This window comes from Laspinema olomoucense D3b, assembly GCF_025370785.1.
Taxonomy (GTDB): Bacteria; Cyanobacteriota; Cyanobacteriia; order Cyanobacteriales; family Laspinemataceae; genus Laspinema; species Laspinema olomoucense.
Genome location: NZ_JAMXFA010000001.1, coordinates 211,025 through 234,897 on the forward strand (window position 1 = coordinate 211,025; position 23,873 = coordinate 234,897).

The 23,873-nt window shown below is 47.1% G+C and carries 16 protein-coding genes and 1 riboswitch; of the genes, 9 read left to right on the forward strand and 7 right to left on the reverse strand.

Going from position 1 to position 23,873, the window contains the following annotated elements; all coding sequences use genetic code 11:
- Window positions 1-121: 121 nt before the first annotated feature.
- A complete protein-coding gene (locus NG792_RS00855; protein ID WP_261234142.1) occupies window positions 122-1,102 on the reverse strand; it encodes a manganese catalase family protein in 981 nt (326 codons plus the stop codon).
- A 914-nt stretch (window positions 1,103-2,016) separates the two neighbouring features.
- On the reverse strand, window positions 2,017-2,184 hold the full coding sequence (locus tag NG792_RS00860) for a hypothetical protein (RefSeq protein WP_261200938.1): 168 nt from the start codon (window positions 2,182-2,184) through the stop codon (window positions 2,017-2,019).
- A gap of 207 nt (window positions 2,185-2,391) precedes the next feature.
- On the opposite strand from NG792_RS00860, the gene NG792_RS00865 reads away from it, so the two are divergent.
- A complete protein-coding gene (locus NG792_RS00865) occupies window positions 2,392-3,075 on the forward strand; it encodes a Crp/Fnr family transcriptional regulator (RefSeq protein WP_207087724.1) in 684 nt (227 codons plus the stop codon).
- Between the two features lie 174 nt (window positions 3,076-3,249).
- On the forward strand, window positions 3,250-5,043 hold the full coding sequence (locus tag NG792_RS00870) for a M61 family metallopeptidase (protein ID WP_261234144.1): 1,794 nt from the start codon (window positions 3,250-3,252) through the stop codon (window positions 5,041-5,043).
- On the opposite strand, the gene NG792_RS00875 is transcribed toward NG792_RS00870, so the two are convergent.
- Window positions 5,011-5,160 carry a hypothetical protein gene (locus NG792_RS00875; RefSeq protein ID WP_261234145.1) on the reverse strand — a complete coding sequence of 50 codons (150 nt, stop codon included), beginning with the start codon at window positions 5,158-5,160 and terminating at the stop codon, window positions 5,011-5,013. The two genes, NG792_RS00870 and NG792_RS00875, sit on opposite strands and share 33 nt — an antisense overlap.
- A 27-nt stretch (window positions 5,161-5,187) precedes the next feature.
- Between NG792_RS00875 and NG792_RS00880 the strand changes: the two genes are divergently transcribed.
- Window positions 5,188-5,673, forward strand: a complete 486-nt coding sequence (locus NG792_RS00880) for a tellurite resistance TerB family protein (RefSeq protein WP_261200935.1) — start codon at window positions 5,188-5,190, stop codon at window positions 5,671-5,673.
- Between the two features lie 325 nt (window positions 5,674-5,998).
- Here NG792_RS00880 and nadA read toward each other — a convergent pair whose 3' ends face one another.
- Both nadA and NG792_RS00890 read right to left on the reverse strand, forming a co-directional pair.
- A complete protein-coding gene (nadA, locus tag NG792_RS00885; protein ID WP_261200934.1) occupies window positions 5,999-6,973 on the reverse strand; it encodes a quinolinate synthase NadA in 975 nt (324 codons plus the stop codon).
- A gap of 349 nt (window positions 6,974-7,322) precedes the next feature.
- On the reverse strand, window positions 7,323-8,090 hold the full coding sequence (locus NG792_RS00890) for a hypothetical protein (RefSeq protein ID WP_261234146.1): 768 nt from the start codon (window positions 8,088-8,090) through the stop codon (window positions 7,323-7,325).
- 313 nt (window positions 8,091-8,403) lie between these two features.
- Window positions 8,404-8,496: riboswitch (Glutamine riboswitch) on the forward strand.
- Window positions 8,497-8,535: 39 nt separating this feature from the next.
- On the opposite strand from NG792_RS00890, the gene NG792_RS00895 reads away from it, so the two are divergent.
- From NG792_RS00895 to codA, 6 genes are all read left to right on the forward strand, one after another.
- Window positions 8,536-8,859 carry a DUF4278 domain-containing protein gene (locus NG792_RS00895; RefSeq protein WP_261234147.1) on the forward strand — a complete coding sequence of 108 codons (324 nt, stop codon included), beginning with the start codon at window positions 8,536-8,538 and terminating at the stop codon, window positions 8,857-8,859.
- A gap of 240 nt (window positions 8,860-9,099) precedes the next feature.
- Entirely contained in the window at window positions 9,100-9,249 is a 150-nt protein-coding gene (locus NG792_RS00900; protein WP_261234148.1) for a hypothetical protein, read from the forward strand.
- Window positions 9,250-9,261: 12 nt separating this feature from the next.
- A complete protein-coding gene (locus tag NG792_RS00905; protein ID WP_261234150.1) occupies window positions 9,262-11,004 on the forward strand; it encodes a tetratricopeptide repeat protein in 1,743 nt (580 codons plus the stop codon).
- A gap of 42 nt (window positions 11,005-11,046) precedes the next feature.
- Window positions 11,047-11,481, forward strand: a complete 435-nt coding sequence (locus tag NG792_RS00910; RefSeq protein WP_261200929.1) for a pentapeptide repeat-containing protein — start codon at window positions 11,047-11,049, stop codon at window positions 11,479-11,481.
- 351 nt (window positions 11,482-11,832) lie between these two features.
- Complete coding sequence (locus NG792_RS00915) at window positions 11,833-12,825, forward strand: EamA family transporter (protein WP_261234151.1); 993 nt, start codon at window positions 11,833-11,835, stop codon at window positions 12,823-12,825.
- Window positions 12,826-12,922: 97 nt separating this feature from the next.
- Window positions 12,923-14,215 (forward strand): cytosine deaminase, encoded by a 1,293-nt coding sequence (gene codA, locus NG792_RS00920; protein ID WP_261234153.1) that lies wholly within the window; start codon window positions 12,923-12,925, stop codon window positions 14,213-14,215.
- A 128-nt stretch (window positions 14,216-14,343) separates the two neighbouring features.
- On the opposite strand, the gene NG792_RS00925 is transcribed toward codA, so the two are convergent.
- Both NG792_RS00925 and NG792_RS00930 read right to left on the reverse strand, forming a co-directional pair.
- A complete protein-coding gene (locus NG792_RS00925) occupies window positions 14,344-16,446 on the reverse strand; it encodes a response regulator (RefSeq protein ID WP_261234154.1) in 2,103 nt (700 codons plus the stop codon).
- A 252-nt stretch (window positions 16,447-16,698) separates the two neighbouring features.
- Window positions 16,699-23,868 (reverse strand): PAS domain S-box protein, encoded by a 7,170-nt coding sequence (locus NG792_RS00930; RefSeq protein WP_261234155.1) that lies wholly within the window; start codon window positions 23,866-23,868, stop codon window positions 16,699-16,701.
- Window positions 23,869-23,873: the final 5 nt, after the last annotated feature.

The window sequence follows — 23,873 nt, forward strand, 5'->3', positions numbered from 1 at the left end:
GGTGGGATAAGATTCAACGGCGATCGCAGCGATCGCCTTGAATCCCGACTCCCCCCAGTTAATGAGCCCGCGCTTTTCTGGCTTCGTCCGTAGAACCCGACCCTTCAGGGTGCCGATTTTCTTATATCATCGGCGATTTCGGACTACTCAGCTCAGTTTGCGGGTAGGAAGACCACTGATTCGGCCCTGGAGGAGTAGCCGATTTCACCTCCGCAGAACGCTTCATACTCAGCTCTTGTTCCTTTTTGAATACCTGTTCTTCCGTCAGATTCGTCCCTTCACTCGTCTGATTGCGGGTCATCCCTTCCGTCTTGATGACATAATCGAGAGGATCCTCTACATACACCCAATTTTCCCCAGCAGGCCAAGTCCCTTGACCTTCATTCCAAGGTCCGCGAGCGCTGGTTCCATTGGACATATTAAAGTACAAATGACTGTAGCGCGGGTCAGCTTGTAGCACTCCCGGCGGGAAATTCGGTTCGATGGTTTCCAGGGCAGCGGCAAACATTTTGTAGTGAGAAACTTCCCGCGTCATTAAGAAGCGCAGAGTGTCTTTTACATCCGGATCATCGGTAAATTGCAGCAAATATTCATACACAATTTTCGCACGAGACTCGGCGGCGAGATCTGAGCGCAAATCAACGGTCAAATCCCCATTGGCATTGACGTAGGTTCCTGACCAAGGCACACCTTGACTATTAGTGACCGTTGGACCACCGCCAGATACTGCTAATAGTTGCGGTCCCGTCATCGCAATTTGATGGATGAGTTCTTCCTGGCCCGCTTTTTTTCCACTCAGAAACTGCATAATCTCGCTGTTTTCTGCGGCGTTCTTGAGATCCCCATTGATGCCATCTAACAACATGGTAATCAATGCACCAACGATTTCCAAATGGCTAAATTCTTCCGTAGCCACATCCATCAACAGGTCGTATTTTTCCGGGTAGGCTTGCCGCGCTCCAAACGCCTGGACAAAATACTGCATGGCTGCCTTCAGTTCTCCGTTAGGACCGCCAAACTGTTCTAGCAGTAAGGTTGCAAAGCGGGGATCGGGCTTGGACACACGGGCATTAAATTGTAATTCTTTGACGTGATAAAACATTTGATTTCCTTGGGATAAAATTCTACTTCTTTAGGAGGAGGGCAATTTTTGATTGGACCTTATGATTTAATGAAAAAATAACCCGCAGGTTAAGTTTTTAGGTCAATCCTCCTCACCTAAATAACCAGGTTAGCGACTGAGCTATCCTTCAGTTTCTACCCCAGGGATGAACCTGATTCATAAATTGTCTACTGGATCTACTCCAATCCAAATCTTTTGCCGTTAACTCACCATTATCTAATTAAGCCCATGAAGTTAGTTTCGACTCAAGGCTTAGGCATCCCATCGGTATCCCCAGATACGGGCGAGGAAGGGAATTCCCCTTCTCTTTCGGTTTGATGCTCTAAAAAAGAGGAATTGCGCAACAGAATTCCATCTACAGAGGGAGGAGATTAATTGAAAATTAGAGTATCCTAAGCCTGATGAAAAGGTTACAGAATCTTAATTGAGATTAAGGTGTAGATAACCTTTGAATTAACCTGTCTGAGAGATTGTTGGAAGGGGTCAACTCAGAGTAAACAGCAGGGTGAATGATTTCGGTGTAATGGCTCTTTAAACCAAAATAAAGCCTGGTTTCTCTTTTGCCTGGGTCCGGGGGTTCATCCGCAAAAGCTCCACCTTTGAGGGGGATGGGTTTTAGGAAAACTCAGGGAGGATAAAAGGGAACCCGCACCGCGAGAGGGGCCTGAAGGGGTGGAAAATTCCTGGGGAGGCGGCTACTCTTGGGCCCTCTAAGCCAAATGACTCCGGCCCCGAGCCTAGTCAGCAGTGGATCCTAGACTCTGGCTTTCCGGGCGATCGCAAATCTGTTTCAATCCGGCAAAGCCACCCCAAACATGAGAAAATATAATCCTAGGTCTATAGAATAACCACAACCCGCTTGAGTTGGCCTGTCCCTGAGTTCTCTAGGGGTTCTAATCCCGAGTCCAAATAAACCGGACAAATAGGGCAACAACAGGATTCAGTCCTTTTGAAAACACCGGAGGCGATCGCCCTTCCGGCTTTCCCAGGATTGCTGCCAAATCGTCTGATGGCAGGTACAATCGGTACAGTATCCATTCCCAGGAGCCAGACACTCCCATCGGAGAGTCTTTTTTGTAGTCATTGTTAATCCGGAGCAACAAAGAAGCGTGTTTAATTCAGAAGCCGACCCCAAATCAGCATTCCTCAAAGGATTTGCCCTCAAGGGTCAGCCCTGGAAAATAGGTCTCCTGTTGCCGGTTTTAACAATCTCAAATTCCCGACTCTGCGCTATTACTTATCCTCATTCCCTATCTTAAATATCTTTCATGCAGACCGAAGCCTTTAGTGAGCTTTTCCCGCTATTTAGTGCCGCCAATCCAGAAACCCTGGAATGGCTTTTGTCCGTTGCGGTTGAGCACGAATATCCCTCAGGCAGAGCAGTCTTAATGGAAGATGCCTGGGGCAATGCCGTTTACTTTATCGTCACGGGTTGGGTCAAAGTCCGACGCCTATATGGAGACAATGTAGTAACTCTGGCGATTCTCGGGCGAGGTGACTTCTTTGGGGAAATGGCAATTCTTGATGAATCACCCCGTTCCACTGATGTGATCGCCCTCTCAACCGTACAACTCCTGAGCGTTTCTGCCCAGCGGTTTATCCAAACCCTGTTTAAAGACGCTCAACTCCATCATCGGATGCTCCAACTCATGGTGCGACGACTCCGACAAACAAATCTACGCTTTCAACTGCGGAACCGTCCCCCAGCGGTCAAACTTGCCAATACCTTAGTTTCTCTGGCGGAAAACTATGGACAATCTACCGAAAAAGGGACAGAAATCTACAATATTCCCTATAAAGACTTAGCAGATGTCACCGATATTGGCGTCGAAGAAGCCAGCAAAATCATGGAAAAATTGAACGCCAAAGGCTGGATTAAAATTGATGAAGCTGCTGAATCTCTTTATTTGGTCAATCTCAAACAGTTGACTCACTTAGCGGGCCACGTTTGAGCCATCTTCAGCGACAATATCCAAGGTTAGGGGCATTCTAAACCGCAGGGAAGGGGATTAAGGCGATCGCGCCTGAAGCACTCACCGCCATACCATCAAACGTGGCGAATCGACAGTCTAAAATACTGCCCCTAACCGAGTCTAGATTAGCCGATAACCTAACAAAAAATACCCATGACTGAAGCAACGACAATTCCACCGAGTACCATGCCTCGAATTGCCCCCGATGTTTACTATCAGGTGGCCATGTATGAGCCAGAATCTCATCTGTTTGACGTGATGTTAAAAGTGCGGGGATGGCGGGCATCGGTCCTGGATTTGAAAATGCCCGTTTGGACTCCTGGTTCCTATTTAGTCCGGGAGTATGCCAAACATCTCCAGGAATTCTCTGCTGAAGACGCCAACGAAATCGCCCTACCTTGGCGTAAAGTGAGCAAAAATCACTGGCAAATCGAAACCCCAGGACTCTCTGAAATTATCGTTCGCTATCGCATCTATGCCAACGAACTTTCGGTCCGAACTAATCACTTAGATAGCACTCATGGCTATTTTAACGGGGCCGCCCTCTTCTTCTATATCCCCGGCTTTGAAAAAAGCCCGATTTCCCTTCAAATTATCCCCCCAAAACCGGAATGGCGGGTTACCACTTCACTCCCTTCCAAATCGGGACGTCCCCACACTTTTACCGCCCCGGATTTCGATACGTTGGTGGATAGCCCCTTTGAAATTGGTACGCACCAATCCTATTATTTTGAAGTGGAACATAAACCCCATGAATTAGCTATTTGGGGCCAAGGAAATATCCAAGCTGAACGGCTGATTTCTGATATTGAAAAAATCATTGAAACTGAAAGTCGGCTATTCGGAGGGTTACCTTACGATCGCTACTTATTTATTCTCCATCTCTCCTCCCAAGGCTATGGCGGATTGGAACATAAAAATAGCTGTTCTTTGAACTATCCCCGCTTTGGATTTAGAAATTCCGAAAAATACAACCGCTTCATTCAATTAGTCGCCCACGAGTTCTTCCACTTGTGGAATGTCAAGCGCATTCGTCCCAAACCCCTAGAAGTGTTTAACTATGAAGGGGAAACCTACACGAATTCTCTATGGTTTTGTGAAGGAACCACCAGTTATTATGATATCGTGCTGCCTCTGTGGGCGGGCATTTATGATGCAAAAATTGCCTTACAAGGGTTGAGTAAAGATATTACCCGCTTACAAACCCTTCCGGGACGTCGTTATCAACCCCTGAGTGAATCGAGTTGGGATGCTTGGATTAAACTGTATCGCCGAGATGCCAATAGCGATAATTCCCAAATTTCCTATTATTTGAAAGGAGAATTAGTCTCCCTGTTGTTAGATTTGCGAATTCGGGCAAACTCCGGCAACGCGCGATCGCTGGATCAGGTGATGCAGCAAATGTGGCAGCGGTTTGGACCCCAAGAAATTGGCTTTACCGATGAGGAACTCAAAGAGATTATTGAATCCGTTGCCGAAGAAGATTTAACGGACTTCTTTAACGACTACATCCACGGGACTGCCGAATTACCTCTGGATGAGTATCTGCAACCCTTTGGGTTAAAAGTGCAACCCGTGGAAAATAATGATGCAGCACCGTTTTTGGGCTTGACAGTTAAGACAGAAAATGGTAAAGCGGCGATTAAATTTGTAGAAATGGGTTCACCCGCGCAACGGGCGGGAATCGATGCCGATGATGAGTTACTGGCGATCGATGGAATGCGCGTTACTGCCGAAGATTTGGGCGATCGCCTGAAAGACTATCAAACCGGGTCCAAAATCCAAATTACGGTTTTCCATCAAGAACAATTACGAACGGTTGAGACGGTTCTCGCCCAACCCCGTCCCACCACTTACAATATCGTTCCCATTCAGAATCCTACCGCGACTCAACAGAATAATCTCAAAGGCTGGTTAGGGAGTTCGGTGAGTCAACTTAAAGGGTAAATAGGCGGAAGAGGAAGAGACGCCTGAAGGCGTCTCTTCCTCTTCTGGCAACCCATTCCCTAAGATAACCTTACGATAGAAGCCCAACCCGGCGATCGCATGATAAGGTTTGGCCACAACTTCCCATATTTTGAGGAAAAAACAATGGCAATCCAACCCCCACCCCCACCCTCCATCACCCCGCGTCAGATGAACCTGTTACGAGTTGTAACTGCAATGGCATGGGCAGATGGAGAACTCGGGGCAGAAGAAGTCGAGATCATGCTCGATCGCTTTAGTCGCTTATTTTCCGTCAGTCCCCAACAACAAGACAAACTCAAAGAAGAACTGCGGGACTATATGATGCAAAACATCCCGCTGGAAGAATTAATCCCTAAACTCGCCACCCAACCCGAACGGGAACTGGTTCTGCAAATCGGCTATGAAGTCATCGCCTCCAGTTCCCGAACCCCCGATGAGCCTAATATTAATGCCGAAGAAGCTCAAGCCTACAAAAAACTCGTTTCCCTCCTGAATTTGCCCGAGGATGTAGTCCCGCGCATCGAAGCCGAAGCTGAAAAAAGTTTACAAAATGAGGAAGGAATCATCGAGAAACTTGCATCCCACCTTCACGCCTTTTTAAATCAATAATACCAAATCCGGTTGTTAAAAGTCGATTTTCTCTTCAGCCCGCGCAGGCGGGCTTCGTCTGTGTAGACCCACCATGCATGGGTGCGGGTTTTTATGGATCTATTACAACCGGATTCCGTATAATATTCGGTTAGGCAATCATTCATTGCCTGATTCCCAAAATAAAAAAAGGGTACGGCATTGCCCTACCCTTTTCGATTGAAACTAGCAAAAACCAACACCCTCCAAAGAGGGCTATACGGATGACCTAACGACTTGCTGTCGTTAGGTGTTCATCTAAACAATCGCCGCCTACCTGAGCTTGAAACAGCGGGATTTACTATGATTATGCGCTCATTTCTAGCATTCGTTGCATCGGGCGCAATGCTGCCTTGCGCGTTTCCTCCGGTAAGGTAATCTCCGGGGCGCGATTTTTCATAGCCAAATATAATTTTTCTAAGGTATTCAGCCTCATGTGAGGGCATTCATTACAAGCACAACTATTCAGGGGTGGCGCGGGAATAAACTGTTTATCTCCCGCCTGTTTTTGCATTTGATGAATGATTCCCGGTTCCGTAGCCACGATAAACACCTGGCTGGCACTATTTTGAGCATAGTTTAACAGCGCACTGGTTGACCCAATATAATTAGCATGGCGCAACACCGTCGGTTCACATTCGGGATGAGCAATGATTTCAGCTTCAGGATGTTGAATTTTGAGCTGAACAATTTTCTTTTCTGAAAAAGTTTCATGCACCATGCAACTGCCTTGCCACAACACCATATCCCGGCCCGTTTGCTCCATCACATACCGACCTAAATTGCGATCGGGGGCAAAAATAATCGGCTGATTTTCGGGGATTTGCCGCACCAGTTTGACTGCATTAGAACTGGTGCAGATAATGTCGCTCATGGCTTTAATGGCCGCCGAGCAGTTAATGTAAGAGATGACAATATGATTCGGATGAGCGGCTTTAAATTCCCCAAAGGCATCGGGAGGACAACTATCGGCCAGGGAACAACCGGCATCCAAGTCTGGAAGCAAAACCAGTTTATTCGGATTCAGGATTTTAGCCGTTTCTGCCATGAAGTGAACTCCGGCAAAGACGATGACATCGGCGTTGGTATTGGCAGCTTTTCGGGCCAGTTCGAGAGAGTCACCGATATAGTCAGCAATATCCTGAATGTCGGGTTCTTGATAGTAGTGGGCGAGGAGCACTGCATTGAGTTCCTGTTTCAAGGATTCAATGGCTGCAAATAAATCGTCTGGAATCGCGGAGGTTTGGGCAGAATTGCGCGGTGATAAAGTCGCAGTAAACACAATTTTCAGGGGGTGAACTTGCAGTTCTTTAGGGTGTTATTCCTAATTATAGTATTTTTTACCAAAAAGAGGAGATCTGGGGGTGGCGATCGCCCAGAGGCGACTTTCCCGAACCCAGGGAGGATGGAGGATAATACGGAATTCGGTTCTCAAAGTCTATAAAAACCCGCACCCTCAAGGGTGGGTCTACACAGACAAAGCCCGCCTGCGCGGGCTCAAGAGTATTGTTAGGGCTGTCACAACCGGATGCAGTATCGGACCCGAACCTTCCCCTCAAAGGAAAGGGAGAATCAGGAAATTTTTGAGGGCTGGAGAAGACCCGGGATGGCTCCAGGACTTAGAGGGCCGCCTAATCTTCCAGGGAAATCTTTTCCATCCCCAGTTCCCGACTGCCGGTTCGGGCCCAACGTGCAGTCGCTTCGTTGCCCTTAAATTCATAATCCAACACGGCGAGGTTAGAGCTAGTCCCCCAGCCAACAACGAGCCAATCATCAACGCGCAAACCGATTCCGCGATAGGTTTGGTCATCGACGTTCCAGGTGACTTGATAGGTATCGCGGGATTGGGTAATGGTTAATTCTCCACTGAAGGCAGAATCCTCTTCTCCAGGGTCGGTACTGCTAATTTGATAGGACCCGGCTAACTCTCCCGATCGCCCTCCTGTAGCTAGTTCTGTGCCGACTTCACCCTCGGCGCTACTGAGAGTCCATTTCCCATCTAAAGTACCATCGTCCTGAATTCTATACAGGGCCACGCCATAAATCTCCTCATCCAGTCCGGCCCCTACCAGCAACCGCCCCTCTTCATAGAACCCCAACCCGGAATAATTGCCTTCGGAGGTTTCCCAAGAGACTTGATAGAGGTTGTCCGTATTCCCGATCGCGGTAATATCGAGGCTGCCGGTGTAAGCTTGTCCCCTGGGAGTTTTACCCTCCGTAATCCCCCAGACTCCTTCGAGGCGATCGGGGGCGGACTGTCGCCTCCAGAAAAATGCGGTTTGATGGGATTCTACTTCCTGAATAACAGGCTGTGCGATCGCCCCGATGGTGGGGGATGCAGCCCCGGCCAACACCATCAGAACACTCAAGAAATAACGGGCTGTATTGCCATAGGTCACGATCAGGTTTCTCCTCAGTTGAGTCATGTAAAGCCTTGAGATTAGCCGAAACAGGGGCTTGCCGTGCAACTCCCCTGCCCCGATGAAGGGAGATGACCCGGTTGTAGTCAAGAGGGTTTCGTGGGGGGCGGAGTCTCTGAAAAAATAACCGGGGCAGGTAAAGGCTCTCCCAAACCTCCCTAATTCCCACCCTGTAAAGGTTTTGGCTCATGGGGCCGGGGTTAACCTATACCTTAAGAGGTATTTTTGGAAAAAAAGTCCAAAAACCCTTGACATCTTCTTTTCAAACGGTAACAATGAATACAGAAAGTAAATCGTTCATCCCTCACAACAAGCCAGTTCATCTCTAAACGGCATGAACCGGGCAAGGGACGGAAGTAGGGAGTCACTCCCGAAGGAACGCGCCTCATCCTACAAACAAGACTCTATTTAGGAGGCGAAAAACATGAAACTTTCATATCGTGGCACCACTTACGAATATACTCCCGCAGAAGTTGAGGTTACCGAAGGCGAACTCGCCGGTAAATATCGCGGGTTAGATTGGAAATTCTGCAATCAGAAGAAAGCGCCGGTCCAACAAGCGACCGTGGAACTGAAGTATCGGGGAGTTGCGTTGACCACTGGTGAACCGCAGTCCGCAAAAACCTCGGCACCGGAACAAGCTCGTCGTCTGATGATGGATCGGCAAGTTCAAGGGGCAAAACGCCAGCGGTCCATGTTGAGCCGTTTGACTGCTGAACTCAAGAGCATTCCTGTTCTCGCCCATTAAGGGAAAGTGATTCCATACCTAGCCTTGTCCGCTAGAGGCTAGGTACAAATTCTCAACAACTTAACTAATTTCAATATCTCCCGTCTGGGGGGTATTTTTTTTAGGGGCTTTTACAGGGCGAAGGATGAAAACTAGAGCATGGGTACAGTAACGGGAAGACCCTAAAAATGAGTAATACCAAATCCGGTTTCTCTTCTGGCTACTGAGCGGGAATCCTAGAGCAGAGGAAGGGTTATTTATATGTCAAAATTAAGTACAGATCAGCAGTCGGTTAAGCTTTGGTCAGTGGTTCAAGCTCATCACCCTGGATTAATCGCCGATCGCCGGGAAAAAATATCTAGACCCGTCTGTGAGCGATCGCCCATCGCCTGTCCTGTTTTTAGAACCTAGCCCTCGTTGATTATGACCCAATTTGACGAATTGCAACCCCCGCAAGGGTTAACCCCACCTCCATCGCCCCCGGAAAGTTCACCTCCGGCGAGACCGATTGCCCCGGTGTGGTCCTGGGTCAACCACTTACTGGGGGCGGGTTCTGACTTTGAAAGAGGGAACCGTCTGTATGAACAAAAAAATTATGCCGGGGCAGTGGCGTTTTATGACAAAGCGATTCAAAAAAAGCCCACTATGCATCGGGCATTACTGAAACGCGGCACGGCCCTGATGAATTTACATCGCTATGAAGAGGCGATCGCCGGTTATGATGGGGCGATTCAAGTCAACCCCGATGACTATTGGGGCTGGACCTTCCGAGGGCGGTGTTTATTTCACTTAAACCGATATCAGGAAGCCTTGGCATCCTTTGATCAAAGCATTCAAATTAATAGCAATCAATATGAAGCCTGGTATTTCCGGGGGCGATCGCTTTTAGAACTCCAACAATACAAAGCCGCCGTTACTGCCTTTAATAAAGTTATCAAACTCAAACCCAAACTCTCTAGCGGATGGTATTACCGAGCTCTTACCTTCCTAGCCCTCGATCGCCCAGAACTTGCCTTAACATCCTTGGAACAAGCCGTCACCCTGGACCCCCAAAACCCAGCGGCTTGGTTCAATCAAGGGGTCGCCCTCGACCTCCTGCAACGCTACGCCGAAGCCGTCAGCGCTTACGATCGCACCCTACAACTGGTCCCGGAAAATGCCGCATCCTGGTTTAATCGCGGGGTCACTTTAGAAAAGTTGCAACGCTATACCGATGCCGTCGCCTCCTTTGATCGGGTGATTCAATTCGCCCCCAGCAATCCCTTAGTTTGGTTTTATAAAGGTCGCGCCCTCAAACATCAATGGGTAGAAGCGGCGATCGGCTGTTTTGATAAAGCCATTGAATTACATCCCAACTGGCCCGAAGCTTGGATGAATCGCGGCATTGCCCTCTCCGATGGGGGTCAGTATGAAGTCGCCTTAAGCTCCTTTGACCAAGCTACTAAAATTAATCCTAATTTATCCACCGCTTGGTTAGGTCGCGGTATGGCTTTGTACGGGCTAGGCCGCTATAAAGATGCGATTCAAGCCCTGAGCAATGCCATTCAAATTCAGCCGAATTTTCCCGAAGCTTGGTATCACAGAGGTCTGGCTTTAGAGCAACTTCAAAAATATGAAGAAGCCCTGACTGCTTATGAAAAAGTTGTACAAGTTACCCAAGAACCGATGTTTCTTTATCGGTCCTGGGTGAAGCGGTCCGAAGTGTTGGAAAAACTGGAACGCTATCCAGAAGCTCTCGATGCTTTTGCGAAAGTGCTGGAAGTTAAACCCAACGATGCTCAAGCCTGGATGAAACGGGGGGATTTACTCTCGTTAGCGCAACGGTATATTGATGCAATTGTGGCTTATGACCAGGCGATCGCCATCTGGCCTAACCATTATGAACCCTGGATGAAACGAGGGCGGGTTCTGAGTAAAATTGGTCAATATCTCCAGGCGATCGGGGCTTATGATACGGTGATCCAAATGAAACCCACCCATTCTCCGGCTTGGTTGCGACGCGGAGAATGCTTGGAGAAATTGCACCGCTATCCCGAAGCAGCGCGATCCTACGGTGTGGCCCTCGAAGTTGACCCCGCCTGTACCGAGGCGATCGAAAAGCGCAACCGCCTCCATGAAAAACTCGCACAAGAGCCGGTTTTTCCTAATGAAACCGATTTAATTTAGAGGGAAAAATCAGTTGGTTTTCCTCCTATTCAGGGTGCAGCAATGTTAAAAAAAATCACAGTAGCAACAGCAGTCGGATTGATTCAACTGGGGATATTCCCTCCTATTGCCTTTAGTGCTAATCCAGAGCATCTCTTGCAGTTACAAAGGGGTAATGAATGTCGAAATTGTGACCTCAGTGGGTTCGATCTCACCGGGTTAGATTTACGGGGAGCGGATTTAATGGGTGCAAATTTGCGAAATGCTATTCTTAGCAAAGCCAATCTTATGGCTGCCAATTTAACCGCCGCTGATCTTCAAAATGCCATTTTGATTGAAACGAATTTGTTTAGTAGTAATCTCAGTTATGCCAATCTCAGCGGGGCGAATTTGCAAGATGCGATTTTAGTTAGCGCTAATATCAAGGGCACCGACTTTACAGGTGCGCTTCTTCAGGGCAGCAGTGGCGTCCAAGTCGGGCGTCAAGGCTTAGAATAAACGCGTCAGGGGACTAGGTTATTGGGACAAAATTACATCAAGTACATCAAGGGGACAAGAAACGAGGTTGCTTTCCAACATCTCTAAGCCGGTGCAAGAAATGAGGGCGAGAGGGCCGGTACAATTTTTGCTCCAAAGGACAATAAACCGGGTTTCATCCCCCTGATGGATTGGGAATTGGCCGTATCTTATCAACAAACCCGTTTTCTGATCTTTACCGGAACGACGCTCCCCAACGCAAATTTAGGGTTGTTTAATTTAATCGTTAAACCGAGGTGATCACCCGCGCTAACCCTGGCTAAATCTCCCGGATTTAAGTCCTAAAAATTACTCAAATCGTGCCAATTGACTATGCGATTATCTTATATTCAGTCCGGTTTATGGTTGCTGATGCTGGCTGCGGTGCAGTTCGCTTTGTTTCCCCTTTTCGTCGGGATGATGTTTCAGGAAAAATTCATCTTGGGGGCGATTGAATGGGGCGGATTGCTTCCCCAAACCCCGGGGAATTGGCAGTTAATTTTCTGGATACAGGCCCTTGTCTGCGTAGCGGGTATCCCGATGCTGGCCAAATTTTATTATCCCCAAATGGGAGAAGATATCAAGAAGATATTCGCGGGAGAAAATCCCAAGGTATTAAAGATTGCCATGCTGAGTGGATTTTCCCTGTTTGTGGCGTGGGAGGCGATCGCAATCGGCTGTTGGCTAATTCCGGCTGGGGTAGTGGTGGGATTTTTCTTGATTTACCCCATTTTAACAACCCTCGGGGCTTGGAAATTTTGGGGATATCGTCCCCATCAAACCCGGATTACGGCGATGACAATTGTCACGATTGGCAGTTTATTCGCCTTAAAAGTTCCGGCTATTTTTGCCGCTACTGCGATCCAAGGTTTCTTGGGAATTTTGGCGGCAATTGTTGGGGGGATTGCTTTTTCCAGTTATTTGCTGTTGACTTATCGAGGGACACGATCGCTTCATCCACTCCCCTTTAGTGCGATCGCTTTGGGAACCCTGCTGGGATTCGCTTCCCTGAGTTTAATCCTCCCGTTACCGGGTATCGCGATCTCGATGCCACTGTGGGAGTTACCCCGTCTGATGGTGGGGAGTCTCATCTTAGGGATTTTAGCCTTGGTGGGTTATGCGTTCACCGCTTATGGAATTTTACTCGCTGGGGTGACTCGGGGAGCGACGGCGATCGCCTGTGTCCCAGCATTGTTTGTTCTATTTGGCTCCATCCTGATTCAGGATTTCTTGGATCTCAAACAAATCTTTGCTTTAGTGATTGTCATTTTAGGCTTATTAGTATTAATTACTGAACCGATGGTTCGGCAAGATTGGTATGATTAATCCTGGGGCATTTAGGGAGCAAGGATTTGTCGGCGGGAGAATGCTCACCGGAGTTAACGCATCATTAGAGAAAAATTAGCCAATCCAGGGATAAAACATGGTAGAGGTCGATCGCTTAATCTTGCGGGACTGTCGCTTACTGACGGGGGAACGGGTAGATATTCAGGTGGAACAGGGGAGAGTCGCGGCGATCGCCCCCCACCTGTCCGGGGAGGCTCCTCGGGAACTGAATGTTCAGGGCAACTTAGTGAGTCCCCCCTTTGTGGAATCTCACATTCATTTAGATTCCGCCTTAACTGCCGGAGAACCCCGGTTCAATCAAAGCGGCACGTTATTTGAGGGGATTCAAATTTGGGGGGAACGCAAGCCCAAATTGACCCGGGAGGATGTCAAGCAACGGGCGATCGCAACCTTGAAACAATTGGCATCCCAGGGGGTGTTATTCGTTCGCACCCATGTGGATGTGAGTACCCCGGACCTCACAGCGTTACAGGCTATGTTAGAAGTGAGAGAAAATTTCCAAGATTTTCTCACGTTGCAAGTGGTAGCGTTCCCCCAAGATGGCATTTATGGAGCGGTCCAGACCGAAGAATTGCTGGAAGAAGCATTAAAACAGGGTGCGGATGTGGTGGGTGGGATTCCCCACTATGAATTGACCCGGGAGGATGGGGTGCGATCGGTTCATCGCATCTTTGAACTGGCGGAACAATATGACCGCTTGATTGATATTCACTGCGATGAAATCGATGATGACCAATCGCGCTTTCTGGAAGTGGTGGCCGCTTGTGCGATTCGCAGTGGTCTGGGTGAGCGAGTTACTGCCTCTCATACGACGGCTTTTGGGTCTTATAATAATGCTTATGCCCATAAATTGATGGGATTTTTGCGGCGATCGCAGATTAACTTTGTGGCTAATCCCTTAATTAATATTACCCTCCAAGGACGCACCGATACCTATCCTAAACGGCGCGGTATCACCCGAGTCAAAGAGTTATGGGAAAACGGTTTAAATGTCTCTTTAGGACAGGATTGTATTCAGGACCCCTGGTACAGTTTGGGAACTGGAAATATGCTCGATGTGGCTTATATGGCGCTTCATGTTTGTCAGATGACTGGGTTGGATGAAATCAATGCCTGTTATGATATGGTGACAACTCACGGCGCAAAAACGCTCCAAATTGAACAGGATTATGGTATAGAGGTTGGCAAAGCGGCTAATTTAATCATTTGGGAAGCAGAAAATAAATTTGAGGTTTTGCGCCGTCGTCCTCCGGTGAGATATGTGATAGCACGAGGCAGATTACTGGCGCAAACTCAACCTTCACTCACCACCTGGGAACTAGAGAACTGGGGGGGAAGGAATTTAGTTGTAGAGCAATCCAACTGTTAAAATTTCCCGCTTAGGAGGCCCGAAAGGGTTCAAGTCTGGGGGGTGGGTGCTTGAAGAGTAAATTTTTTCCCAGATTCACGAAGGAATACGGGAGAGGAAAGAGGATGCTGGAAGCATCATGATAGGAATTAAGCTAGAGGTGGGGTTTCTTCAAGATCCGCGATCGCCCGCAGGATATTTTGATAATCTAAATTCGATAAATAATATTCTAACTGTTCCGCTACTTCCCGGTTTTCGGGTTCGAGTTGAGCAATTAAATATTTAATCTCCCTGGCATCAGCACTGTAGATAGCCTGAGTCATCTGCACAATCCATTCACCCGTGAGATGGGAGTGAGCAAACCGTTCCTTTTTAGCTGTTTTAATGGCTTCTAAAATAGTATAATAATCAAAATTTTCCAGGCATTCTCGAATAATTTGTTCCAGTTCGCCACATTCGGAGGGAATTGCTGAAACCAGGCGATTGAGTCGTTCATCATCAAGGGCTAAAGTCGCGTATTCCAGATCACAAATCAGGGAAGTAGATAAATTTTTTAAATTTTTCCATTGGTTTTCCCTTGAGCGCACCTGGTCACTTAAAATAGAGGTCATTTCTTCGTAAATGTAGGAAACACCCAAGTGCTTAGACATTTTTTCAAAAACTAGGGATTCTTGAATGGGTTTAAGCAGAAAATCATCGTATCCAGCGGATAAAATAGCCCCTTTCTCTTCCTCAAAAACACTGGCCGTCACCGCGATAATGGTGGGGGGTAACCCTGTACAAGTGGCTTTAATTTGTTGGGTGGCTTCGCATCCATCCAGAACAGGCATTCGCACATCCATCCAGATTAAATGGGGTTCAAAACTGCGGGAAATTTCCAGGGCTTCTTGACCATTTATGGCTTCTCTAACCTCAAATCCTACCCCTGAGAGCATGGTGGTGAGTAGTTGCCGATTAGTGGCTTCGTCATCAGCCACCAAAATCCGATAGGGGGGTTGGTTGGGGGCGATCGCCACAACTCGCGGGGTCGAGGTTTGCCCTCCACAGTAGTCGGTTGATCCCACAGGCTTAATGGCAATTTGAAATTTAAAAGTTGTACCCACATTGGGTTCAGAACTCACCGTAATTTCGCCCCCTAAAAGACGCACATATTTACGGCAGATCACTAACCCAAGTCCCGTCCCTTCTGCCGCTGCCATGCCGGTTTCAGTCTGTACGAAAGGCTGGAATAGCTTGCTGAGCTCCTCGGGACTAATCCCTCTGCCGGTATCGGTTATTTCAAAACTTAAAAAGGTTTTTTCCGGGTCCCTGATGGCATTCACGCGCAGTTTAACTCCTCCCGATGGGGTGAATTTAATGGCATTGCTCAAAAGGTTGATTAAAATTTGCCGCAGTTTGAGGCGATCGCTCTCAATGGCGACGGGGACCCGATTTTCTAGGATAATGTCCAGCTTCAACCCTTTTTCTCGCAGTTTGAGGCGAAACATTTCTTCGAGTTCGATTAACATATCTTTTAAGATAAATTCCGTCGCATTAATCCCAATTTGATCCGCTTCAATTTTAGATAAATCTAAAATGTCATTAATTAAATTGAGGAGATGTTCACCACTGCGATGAATGATGCCTAAATTATTTTGTTGTTCGAGAGTTAGGTTAGAACTATGGGTCATCAACTGGGTGAACCCCAGAATCGCATTCAGAGGAGTCCGCAACTCATGGCTCATGTTAGCCAAAAAGCTACTTTTCGCTCGATTGGCCGCATTTGCTAACTCTATAGCCTGTTGCAGGGCTTCTTCCGTGCGTCGCCGCACCCCGATTTCTGTCTCAAGTTCCTGATTTTTTTCTTCTAGCTTTTTCTTGAGCTTTTTATTGGTTAACTGGGCTTCAACTCTGGCCAATATTTCCTCGGAGTGAAACGGTTTAGTAATATAATCATTAGCCCCATATTTAAACGCTTGCAATAAATTTCCAACATCATTACTAGCGGTTAAGAAAATAATGGGTATTTCGCTGAATCTGGGATCGTCCTTTAAAATTTTACAGACTTCTAGCCCGCTCATTTCCGGCATCATTAAATCCAGAAGGATTAGATCCGGCTGGGCTGTTTCTACCCGAGATAAAGCTTGTTGACCACTAGCCGCAAAGGTGGTTTCATAGCCTGCTATTTCTAATATTTCTCCAATGACTTGGAGATTTTGTCGGACGTCATCTACGACTAAAATTAAACAATCTTCGGGTTTAAATAGCAACATACAAGTTTAGAGTTGACGGGTAAGAATTAAACAGCGGCACAAGACCCTCATCCAATCGGTGCCATATCTATCGAAGAAAGTTACACAGAACTTTGCCCCTGAAGTCCCTTAAACAAGCGGAGTTCTGGTTTAGGTAGGACAAGGGGCTCGATGAGGTCTGGGTTGGGAGGACTAGAACTGGGGACGCTTGGGGAACTGCTTCCCTGGAGAAGATTTTCTCAACCCGAACCCTTCGCCTCAGTGAAGATTGAGTCATAATAACGAGCGTCTAACCTCGGGGAAATTTTCCAGGGTTTTAGGCAGGCGTTCCCAGTCAAAGGCGGCTATCTGGCTTTGGAGAGTCGTCGCATAGGCTAAGAGTGCCTGACACTGATATTCTAACGCCCAAGCGTGCAAGCGATCGCTAAAGTTTCTTAAGTCGCGCCGTTTCATGGTTTGAGACAACATGGGCCAAGTTGTTTCTTCTTCCTGACGCAGTTGCTCAAGTAATGCCGGTAATTTTCCTAACACTTCCACACTAACCGGATTTTCATTGTCCAAACGGGACTCAATCGGGGAACAAACCGTCAGGGTTTTCTCTCCTTCTTCCCGGGGTAAAATACTTTTTAACAGGGAAACCAGTTGCGATCGCCTCAGCGGTTTGCGCAGAAAACCCTCGCATAGCGATTTGACGAGGGCTTCATCACTCGATCGCGAAGAAGCGGTGAGGACCACAATCGGAATACTCTGGGTTTCTGGGTTGTTCTTGAGAAATTGGGCAACTTCAATGCCGTTGAGTTCAGGCATCCACAAATCCAATAAAATCAGATCAGGTTGGGAGGCGATCGCCTGTTCAATGGCTTCCCGGCCATCCCGCGCAAACAGCAGTTGGTGCTTTGTTTTGCCAAAATAGCCCGCAATTAAGTCCAAATTTGAGGGGACATCATCCACGATTAAAATCGTTCCGGGTTGGAACTGCTCTAAATTTTCATCCACAGGTGCAGACTCTATGTTGCCAATTTCGGTCCTGGCAATTTCTACATCAGGAAAGACAAAAGTAAAGGTACTTCCGTGATGGAGTTCACTTTTTAAATGTATTGTTCCTCCCAGCATTTCTGTGAGTCGTTTGGTAATGGCTAACCCCAACCCTGTGCCGCCATATTTCCGAGTTGTTTTACCATCGTTTTGGATAAACGCCTCAAAAATCTGCTCTTGGCGATGGGATGGTATCCCGATCCCGGTATCAGACACGGCCAACTCTAAACATACATGGAACGGCTCGCTAGTCCTGGATAAATTAGCATTCACATGAATCGTTACGGACCCCATTTCCGTGAATTTCAGGGCATTACCCACCACATTAAATAGGATTTGCCGCAAGCGGACTTCATCAAATACAATCCCCTCGGGGACCGTCTCACTAATATTAATAAATATCCCTAGACCCTTGGCTTCTGCCTTCTGGGAAAAAATTTGCTGAATATCCCCCACTAAAGGGCGAATTAATACAGGTTCATAGTTCAATTCTAGCTTCCCTGACTCAATTTTAGACAGATCCAGAATATCGTTAATTAAAGCCAGTAAGGTTTGTCCACTTGTAGCAATGGTCTGAAGATAAGACTGCTGTTGTGGCTCATTCATCATCCCTTTGAGTAGTTCGCAAAATCCTAAAATAGCATTCATTGGAGTCCGAATTTCATGGCTCATATTAGCCAAAAACTCGCTTTTTGCTTGGTTGGCCGCTTCTGCTTTCTCCTTGGCCTGTTGCAGTTCCTCTTCGATCTGCTTGAGCTCCGTGATATCCATTTCAATTCCATCCCAAATGGTGCGTCCATCCTGCATCCGGCGCGGCACTGAACGCAGTTGAGACCACTGAATTTTACCGTCCTGGTTGTACTTCCTCATCTGCATTTGGAAGGGAGACACATTTTTAAAAGATTCTTCCGTAAGCTGGGCATTCAACGGTTGATCTTCGGGGAAAACTCGGCTGTGCAATAAGCTGGAGTCCGCGATAATGGCTTCCGGGTCTATGCCAATTAACCGCTTAATTCCGGCGCTGATGTAAGTAAAATGATACCGGCCATCGGGTTCGCGGACCAACTGATAAATCAGCCCTTTATCAAGATTGTCCCCGAGGGTTCGGAGAATTCTTTCGCGCTCTTGGAGGGCGAATTCCGCTTGTTTGCGATCGGTAATATCCTCGACAATATAGGAAAATCTCGGGTGAGCGCTCATGATTCCGAAAATGGGACAAACGCTGGCCGAGAGCCATTTTTCACCTCCAGGTGTTAGATGGTTGTACTCAAATTTTACGGGCTTTCCTGTGCGTTCGGCTGTACGGTAGTGACTCAACCACATCTCCAGAGCCACTTTGGAAACACCCATCTCGGTGGCGAAGTGATTTTTCATGGCTTCGGTGGTTGTGCCAAAAAATTGGGCACTCGCTAAATTGTCAGCCAAATGCAGAATATCCTCGGGATAGAGTTCGATAATTCCCATCAGCATCGAGGCACTGTTAAAAAAGCTGCGGAGGGTAGATTCGCTCTCCTGTACTGCTTCTTCCGCCTGTTTGCGATCGGTGATATCTTCGGCAATTCCGACAAAGCGGTAGGACTCCCCAGAGGGATTCTGGATGGGAAAGGACCGCGCTCGAACCCAGCGAATTTCTCCCTGGGGTTGCACGATGCGGTAGATTTCCTCAAAATCAGTTCCTTCGCTAATTTGGCGCATTAACCTTCTTTGGATATGCTCACGCTCCTCTGGATGAACCGATTGTAACCAGTCCCGAGGATTTTGATATAAGCTCTGGCAAGTCCTACCCCAAATTTCTTCATAAGCGGGACTGATATAAATCATCTCACCGGATTGAGAGAGGATAAAGAAAACTTCTTGAATATTTTCAGCGAGTTGTCGGAATTTTTCTTCGCTTTCCCGTAATTCCTGTTCGGCCAATTTAGCCTGGGTGATGTCTTGGACTGTGCCAAAAAGTTCGACTCTTTCTCCCGATTCATTGAAAATGGGCTGCCCTTTACCGAGGATATAGCGGACAGTCCCATCGGGTAAAAGAACCCGAAATTCATGTTCCTGGGGGAACTCTTGGGCAAGCAATTCGTTAAAATTACCGGGAAATTTGGGTAAATCTTGGGGGTGAATTCGCTCTAAAAAGTCGCGATAAGTGGGTTCGATGAATGGGGATTCAAATCCGAAAATCCGAAAAGCTTCTTCCGAACCTAGGAGCTTTTTCGTGAGCAGGTTAAACGACCAGTTACCGAAATGAGCGATGCGTTGGGCTTCGAGTAAAGCATTTTGGCTATGGCGGAGTTTTTCTTCCACTAATTTGCGATCGCTAACATCTAAAATAATGCCATGCCAGACTATATCCCCATTTTCTCGTTGCTCGGGTTGCGAGTTTCCTTGCACCCATTTCAGTTGTCCCGAAGGTGTAATCACTCGCCATTCATATTTAAACACTTTTAAGGTTTCGAGGGAGGATTGAATTGCTTCAAAATATCCCGCCTTATCTTCCGGATGAATCGACTTAATAATAGCCGCTTCAACATTTTCAAAAACCTGCTTTAAGGGAATTTCTAAAATTTCTTCAATGGCCTGATTAATGTATTCAAATTCCAGGGACCCATCGGGGTGTTGAACCAGAGAATAAATGTTACCCGGTACAGCCCTTGCCAGGTTTTGGAGGCGATTTAAAGTAATTTTTAAGATTTCTTCAGACTGCTTGCGATCGGTCATATCAATGGACATTCCGATCATGCGATTGGAAGTTCCGGTGGCATCGGTGACCACCTTAGCATGGTCCTGAATCCACCGCCATCCCCGAGAAGTGGGGGGAAAACTAATTCGATATTCTGTTTTAAACCCTCCGCTTTGGCAAATTGCTGCTTTATTTAAACATTGCAATTCTTCTCGATCTTCAGGATGAACCAAGGCGAGGTATTCTTCATAGGACATCACTTGAGGAACTGAATCACTACTTGTAGCTGAGAAGACGATCTGATTGGTGGTGAGGTTTCGTTCCCAAGCAATGGTATTGGAAACTTCTAAAGCTAACCGTAATCGCGATTCACTGTCTCGGAAAGCCGCCTGAGCTTCTTGGCTTTGCTGATAGAGATTTGCTTGATGAATCGCGATGCCCAAGGGTTCCACGACTCGACGAGCCAGTTCGATTTCTTCCTTCTGCCAAGGGAGGTATTTTGGACTCCATAAACTCAGGGAACCCCAGATCGTGCCGTTCACGGCGAGGGGAACTAATAGCCAAGCCCCTTGGCGATCGCGGGCCACTTCTTCATTAATCGGGTCGTCAATGGTATTGGTATCCACCACCACCACTTGCAGTTGTTTGAGTTGTGCTGCAAACGGATTGCCTTCATCGGGGATATCTTCAGCGACTTCTTCCGGTAATTCCGACTCTGGATTATAGGAATATAAATGAGTCCAGACCCCCTGTTCCGGGAGATAACGCACGATAGAAGCGCGCTCAAAATCCACCAGTTTGGCAATCCCGGTGGTGGCGGTGGAGAAGATGGTACTTAAATCCAGGGATTGATGGATCGCTTGAATCACCTGGTTTAAGAGGTGTTCCTGCTGGGTTTTTCGTGCTAGGGCCTGTTCAGCTTGTTTGCGGGTGGTGATGTCAGTCACCATTGCCAAACTCCCCATATACTCTCCCCCTTCATTAAAAATGGGCGCTGCTGAGAGCAGGGTCCAAAGGGGTGAGCCATTTTTGCCGTAAAACAGGAAGTCATGCTGTTCGAGGATTCCTTGTTTACGCTGTTCTAATTTTTCTCGGGCCTCTTGTTTTCCGCCTTCATCCATAAAATCAAGGAGGGATTTTCCTAGCATTTCTTCCGGGGTATATCCGAGGAGCTCAGCCATTTTGGGGTTGACAAAATTCGTACAGTCTTGGGCATCAATGCTCCAAATTCCCTCATTGGCGGTTTCCACAATCCGGCGATATTGTTCTTCACTCTGTTTGAGGGCTGCTTCTGTTTGTTTGCGATCGGTAATATCAACGGTGACTTGAGTGACAAACCAGCAATTCTCATGGGGTGCAAACCGGGAGGTATATCGGGTAGATAAGTAGCGAATACTACCGCATTTGTGCTGGAATCGATACTCAAAACTGCTGGTTTTTTCTTGAAGAATCTGCCCAAATAAAGGTAAAATAACGTTTTCTAGATCCTCGGGGACGATTCGACCCATCCAAATGGATTTATCTTGCAAAAAGTCTTGGGGGGTATAGCCGAAGACGGTTTCACACCCGGCAGATAAATAATCAATATCCCAGTCTTGATTATTTAAGATTTTAGTTCGCACGATCGCGGCGATCGAACTATTGAGAATATCATTTAACTTTTGTTCAGAGGCGGCGAGTGCAAGTTCCAGCGCTTTGCGAGAGGTGATGTCTTCCCCAAACCCGATGAAGCGATCGGGCTTCCCCGCTTCATCCTTCAGAAGGTTAATTTGAGCAAAAATCCAGCGAATTTCCCCATCGGGTCGCCGAATCCGATATTCTCTTTGCAGCGGCTTTCCAGTAAATTGTTCAGCGACAGAGGCTTCCACCAAAGCACGGTCTTCTGGATAAATTGCTTCCATCCAGGAATTATAATCTTGATACAAACTTTCACGGCTTCGTCCCCAGATTTCTTCATAAGCCGGACTAATATAAATGAATTCTCCCGTAGTTGCCGATCGCACGAAAAACATCTGTCCAATCGTCTGGACAATCTCCCGAAATCGTTCTTCACTTTTCCTTAGGGCTATCTCAATCGCTTTGCGTTCACCAATATCTTTCAGCATAGAAAGAATAACTGGCTCTCCATCCAGTTGGATGACTTCACAAGAAACCAGGGAAATTTTAATCTCTCCAGATTTCGCCCGCCAGTGCAATTCCTGATTTTTAACTACCCCGGTTTCCTTCAGTTGTTGCCGGATGATATCAGCTTCCTCGGGCTTAACAATTAGATTGATGTCTTTCGTGGAACGATTGATAATTTCGTCATATTGATAGCCCGATAATTCTAAAAAAGCATTATTAACATCCAGGAAGTGTCTACTTTGGACATGGGTAATCATAATCATATCGGGACTATGACGAAAAATGGTGGCATATCGGGCTTCAGACTCCCGCAAATTGCTCTGGAGACGCGCAAAAGCTTCCCGCAATTGTGCCGACATTTGATTGAACGATCGCGCCATCCCTGCTAGTTCTTGAATGGGTAAATTTTCATCCAGATTTCGCTCTAAATCCCCATGTGCTAAGGCGGCAGCAGTTTGGCTGAGAATCACCAGGGGACGGACAATGCCCTGAGTCAACCAGGTCCCGAGGGCCACTGCCACCATGACCCCTAAGACTCCTAACCCCATGCTCTGTTTAAAGGATTCCTGCAACGGTCCCATTAAATCCACTTCCGGGACCACCGTTACAATCTGCCAATTCAGCCCATTTTCTGTATTTTTATAGGGCAGGCTATGAGCAAAATAACCTTGACCTCGCTGCCTAAAATGCCACTTGTGGAGAGAATTTTTTTGACTTTCTTTCGGAAAATTTGAAAGAAAAAAATCACTGCTAGAGCGCACCAAAGGATGAGAACTTTCCTTCGCCCATTTCCGATGAATACCTCCCGGATGACTTTTAATAAGAGGGGATTCCCCGGTGGAACTCGCAATTAATTTTCCATCGGGTTCTATGATGAAAATAACCCCCGACTCTCCTAATTTAATTTCTTGTAAAAACTGATTAACATGGCTCAGGGGTAAATTAATCCCAAAAACTCCCGCCACGGTTTGAGTAATCGGGTCCCTAATTGGCCAACTCGCATTAATCGCTAACTCTTGGTTATCCCATCGTTGAAAGGTAGGAGTCCAGATAGGCCCTTGTTGCTGTTTAGCAGCGAGATACCAGGGACGTTCTCGAACATTCCAATCCGATGGCAGAATTTTGGTGTCTTTCGGCTCTAGGCTAGGTTGTCCGTTAGAATCAATTCTGTATTGATTAAGAGTCTGACCCTGGCGATGATTAATCACCCCCAAAGTCCTCTCACCATCAATATTACTGGCAATTCTGAAATCCCCTTGTTCATTCGCATAGAGAATATAGGGAATCTGATTGAAGCTGAAAATTTCCCAAATTAACTGGCGTTCTATTTCATCTAAATTCTGCGGGTCTAGGCGGTCAAATTCAACAGCCTTAATATTACTGCGGTTAATCTGTTCGGCTAGAGAGATATAGTTATCCAGGTACAAATCCACCCGGGCCCCGGCTTTTGCCATTAACTGGTGGGCAATCAGACTGAGCGCCTGATCACTGCGATGCAAAAAAAGGGAATTGGTCAGTCCTACGGTAAAGACTAACAGCAGGACAAGCGGTACATTTAAGAGGACTTGCAGGGGAATTCTTAATTGATATCTTGAAAAGATAGCTCCCATAGCCA